Source organism: Bacillus sp. 05T31 (genome assembly GCF_056396725.1).
Genome location: NZ_JBFTMA010000458.1, coordinates 1 through 4,427 on the forward strand (window position 1 = coordinate 1; position 4,427 = coordinate 4,427).

The 4,427-nt window shown below is 34.8% G+C and carries 4 protein-coding genes and 1 pseudogene; all 5 read right to left on the reverse strand.

Translation table 11 applies throughout. The features are described 5' to 3' along the window. Positions 1–985, reverse strand: a pseudogene (locus tag AC1DJR_RS21815) (flagellar hook-length control protein FliK); the annotation flags it as partial. Then, positions 973–1,338: a cytoplasmic protein gene (locus tag AC1DJR_RS21820; protein WP_477003482.1), complete on the reverse strand. Its 366-nt coding sequence runs from the start codon at positions 1,336–1,338 to the stop codon at positions 973–975. The gene AC1DJR_RS21820 and the pseudogene AC1DJR_RS21815, both read right to left, overlap by 13 nt. Before the next feature lie 116 nt (positions 1,339–1,454). Next, positions 1,455–2,759: a flagellar protein export ATPase FliI gene (gene fliI, locus AC1DJR_RS21825; protein WP_002086485.1), complete on the reverse strand. Its 1,305-nt coding sequence runs from the start codon at positions 2,757–2,759 to the stop codon at positions 1,455–1,457. Continuing rightward, complete coding sequence (locus AC1DJR_RS21830; RefSeq protein ID WP_033706611.1) at positions 2,756–3,442, reverse strand: FliH/SctL family protein; 687 nt, start codon at positions 3,440–3,442, stop codon at positions 2,756–2,758. The genes fliI and AC1DJR_RS21830 overlap by 4 nt, the downstream gene beginning before the upstream one ends. Next, on the reverse strand, positions 3,429–4,427 hold a 999-nt coding region (locus AC1DJR_RS21835; RefSeq protein ID WP_477003483.1), incomplete at its 5' end, for a flagellar motor switch protein FliG. The genes AC1DJR_RS21835 and AC1DJR_RS21830, both read right to left, overlap by 14 nt.

Below are 4,427 nucleotides of genomic sequence, written 5' to 3' on the forward strand. Positions count from 1 at the left end.
ATTCTTGTTTCTCTTGCTTCGTACTTGCTAATTTTTGTTTTTGTCTTTGCTCTTGTTCTCGCTGTTCTTTACGTTGTTCATCTTTTTCTGAATAACTTATTTGAATATTAATTTCTTTTTCTTTTAACTTCAGCTTCAATTCGTCAAAAATTATTTCAACACGCTTTTTCGCATCGTGTTTTTCCATTTCTACATGGACTTCAATTTGATCTCCATGCTTTTTCATAAATACAGTTAATGAACCAAGTTTCTCTGGATTTAGCTGGAATAAAACACGTTCTTGTTTCACTACAAACTTTTGCAGAGCCTCTACTTGTGCTTCCATTTTCTTGCCTAAGTCAGGTAATGTAACCTTCTCAGCTCCACTATTTTGTTTTCCTATTTGATCAGTCCCCGTTGCCTTATTTAATAATTCAGCTCCGGCCGAACTTGAATCGTTTAATTGATCGACTTCTGGTAACTCTAACTTCACATCATCGCTTTCAGCTTTCTGGAGTTCTACTTCCTTGGACTCCTCTTGTTTCTTTGCGATATTACAAGTTTCTGTTTCTACGACTTTTAATACTTGCAACGTTTGCTCTGGCATCGTCACCTTGTCTAGCACCATTTGCATTGTATCTTCTAAACATATGGCATTTTTAATATTCATGTTAGAAAAAAGCTCTTGTAATTGCTGTAATTCAGCTGCGGGCAATTCATTCAGTTTAATATTTCCGTATTCTTTATATAACGCCTGTATTTTTTGTATGTATTGATATAACAATTCTGGCTGCACACGCAATTGCTCAATTGCAACCATCTGCTCAGATACAGCTAGTAATAATTGTTCTGTCTCTTTCTTTTCTTCCTTCTTTACAATCGGCTCTTCTTTCGTTACCGTTTTTTTTGCGAGAATATATTCTTTCTTCTCTTCTTCTGGTGCTTCTTCTCGTTTCGGTTTCTCCGTTTTCGGCTGTTTTTTATTTTCAATTCTCATTGTATTATCGCTTTCGCAAGCTTCTTACAATCTTCTTCATACATTTCATCAATGACACGTTCTTTTTCTTTTATTTGCTCTAAAAGGCTTTCATTTTTTTGAATAAAACCTTCTGTTTTTTTAATTTTTCGATTCCATTCTTCTATTCTTTCAGGTGAAAATGTATGTGAAGAAAGCATACCAGCCATAATACGTTGTCCCGTTTGTACAACCTTATTGCGTGATTTCACAACATATAGATCATATTCTTTTTTTTGTTCTATTTTTCTTTTTTCAGCTGTTAGTTCGTACACTTCTTTCAAGATATGTTCTTTCTCTTGATTAATCTGCAATTTAATCGTGTCGTACTGCTGTTTATTCACCTGTTTTCATAGCCCCTTCCTATTATAACGTTACCTTTTTCTATTATATAGTTTTTTTACAAAAAAATCTGTGAAATATTAAAAAACAAAAAAATAAGACCCCAAGGCATGAGGTCTTATACAATATGGTGCATCGCTTGGACAATATCTTCAAAATGAAAACTATCCGTTCGACCTTGTTTTAAAAACGTATTTATACCTTCTACTTTATTTTTACATTCAAAAATATAGGCATTTTCTTCATTCTCTTGAATTGTTCCTAATTTGAAATACAATTCATTTTCTTTATAAATAGATAAAATTTTTCTCATTTCATTTGCAACCTGCCAATGGTTCGGCGATACGATTTCTTCCATAATCCTACTTACCGAATCTAGTACAGAGATTGCAGGGTAATGACTAAGCGTTGCAAGCTCACGCTTTAATACAATATGTCCATCTAAAATACCACGCGCCAAATCTGGTACAGGACCATTTAAATCGTCACCATCAACGAGTACTGTATAAATACCTGTTATGGATCCTTTTTGTGTTTTTCCTGACCTCTCTAATAACTTCTTCATATAACTTTCCATTAACAGTGTTTTACCACCGATTGGTAATTCCTTTACTGCAATATCAACACTTCGGCGTGCGTCAGCAAAGCGTGTAACAGAATCCATCATAAGTAGTACGTTATTACCTTGATCGCGGAAATATTCGGCAATTGATGTTGCAAGCTTTGCAGCGCGAAGTTGCATAAGATGACTTTCATCTGACGTCGCTACAACAACGACGCTTTTTTTCATACCTTCTTCGCCTAACTCTTTTCGAATAAAGTCTTTTACTTCCCGGCCACGCTCACCTACTAAACTAATAACGTTAATATCAGCTTTTGCGTTTTTCGCAATCATTCCAAGTAAAGTAGATTTACCAACACCTGATCCAGCAAAAATACCTATCTTTTGACCGATCCCAATCGTTAACATAGAATCAATTGATTTAATTCCCGTTTCAAATACATCTGTAATTTCTTCACGCTCAAATGCATGAATCGGCGGTGCATCCAATTTTATTTTTTGCAGTGGAATGTTCTCGGCATCTTCGTTTAACACTTTTCCATTTGCACTTAACACTTTACCAAGTAAATGATTACCACGGGGAACAACGACATCTTCTGTAATTAATGTAACTGCATCTCCGTAACATACTTTTTCTGTCTGTCCAAATGGAAGTAGCATATTATTTTCTTTTTCAATCGCAATTACTTCACATAAGACACTATGTTCTCCAACGAGACAAACATCTCCAATCTTTGCTTTCGGACCTTTCGCTACAAAAAACTGCTCTTGTACACTATGAACTTTGCCAACTTTCGTATAAAACGGTGTTTCAATAAATGTATTCCATTTATTATGTTCATTCATTAGCTCGTTGTTCATACATTTTGCTCCTCAAACAACTTCTCTTCTTCCCACTTATGACGAAGCTTCGCAAATATAGGCGCAAATTTAAACTCAAAAAACTCTTTCTCTTCTTCCAGAACAAATTCGCCAAACTGTAAAGAAAAATCATACTTCCATTCTACTAATTGTAGTAGCCAATACTCTTTCGTATTTTCTTTCTCTTCTTGTATACGTTCAAATGTTTCTGGATGAACCGTTATAATTAATTTTTCAAATGAAGTAGGCAATGTTTGCACGATGCCTGTTAAAATCGGCAAAACGTCTAATAAGCGCGAATCTACCGCTTGATTCACTACTTTTTCTGCTAACTGAAAAGATTGATTCCATAATAACTCTGTCCATTCGTATGCTGTTTCTTGTTGTTCTTTTTGAAACTGTATACGCGCTGCTTCCATCTGTTCCATTTGTTCATGAATATGCATTTGAAACTGTTCTTTATCTTGCAACAACTGCTGACGCTCTCGTTCTAGCATTTGCTGCTGCTGCCTTAGCTGATTCATTTCAATATGTAATGCATCTTGCTGTGCAAGAAGTTCTGCATGATCCACTTGTATCTCTTCTTCAATGTGAACTGATACTGGTTTCGGAAATTGTAATTCATACGTTTCTTCAGAAAAAGAAACAGAATTCTTCGGAATTCTGTTTTTAAATAAGGACATCATCTTCACCTCTTTGAACGATAATTCTTCCTTCTTTTTCCAGCTTTTTCACCGTACCTGTAATCGTTTGTTGTGCTTTTTCAGCATCCGTCATCTTAAGCGGTCCCAAGCCATCTAACTCTTCAAGAATCATCTCTCTACGGTTTGAAGACATACATGTAAATAGTTTCTCTTTAATTTCTTCTTTTGCAATTTTAAGTGCTTTCGCGATAACACCGTTATCTGTAATTTCCTCTAATACACGGCGAAGCGCAAGATCTTCAAGACCAAGTAAGTCTTCAAAGACAAACATATTTTCTTTAATTTTCTCAGATAACGCATAATCGACTTCATCCAGCTTTTGAAAGACTGTTTTTTCAACACCTCGTGAAACATTATTTAAAATGTTCACTATTGTTTTCAATCCATCTGTTTTATTAATAGCACTAAATGCCATATTATTTAATTTTGCTTTTAATAACTCACCAATTTGATTAATTAATTCACCATCTACTTGTTCAAGCTTCGCAATCCCCATTACCGTTTCTACACGTTTATGATCTGGTAATCTCTCAATTAATTGAGAAGCAAGTTGCGGCTTAATATAAGAAGCAATAATCGCTATCGTTTGTGGCGATTCATCATTAAGCACTGTAAGCAGTGGCTCTAAATCTGTAAGTGAATTTAAGAATTCAAATGGATTATCTTTGTTGTACCAAAGGTCTTCCAATAATTTTTCCAGATCTTCTTCTGGCATATTTTTAAATATACGACGAATGTATTCTTTATCTGGAGTTACTAAATTCAATTCTTTTACATTTAGTTCATACAAAAACTCCCCTAATACATTTTCTAACGTTTCTGGTTTATATACACGAAACTTCGCGATTTCACGAAGTAATACTTCTTTTTCCTCAGCCGTCATATATTCAATGACTTTTGCTGCCACCTCTTCGTTTAATGTACGAATGAGGATGGCAGCTTTCTCTTTGGAGGAGATTTCATC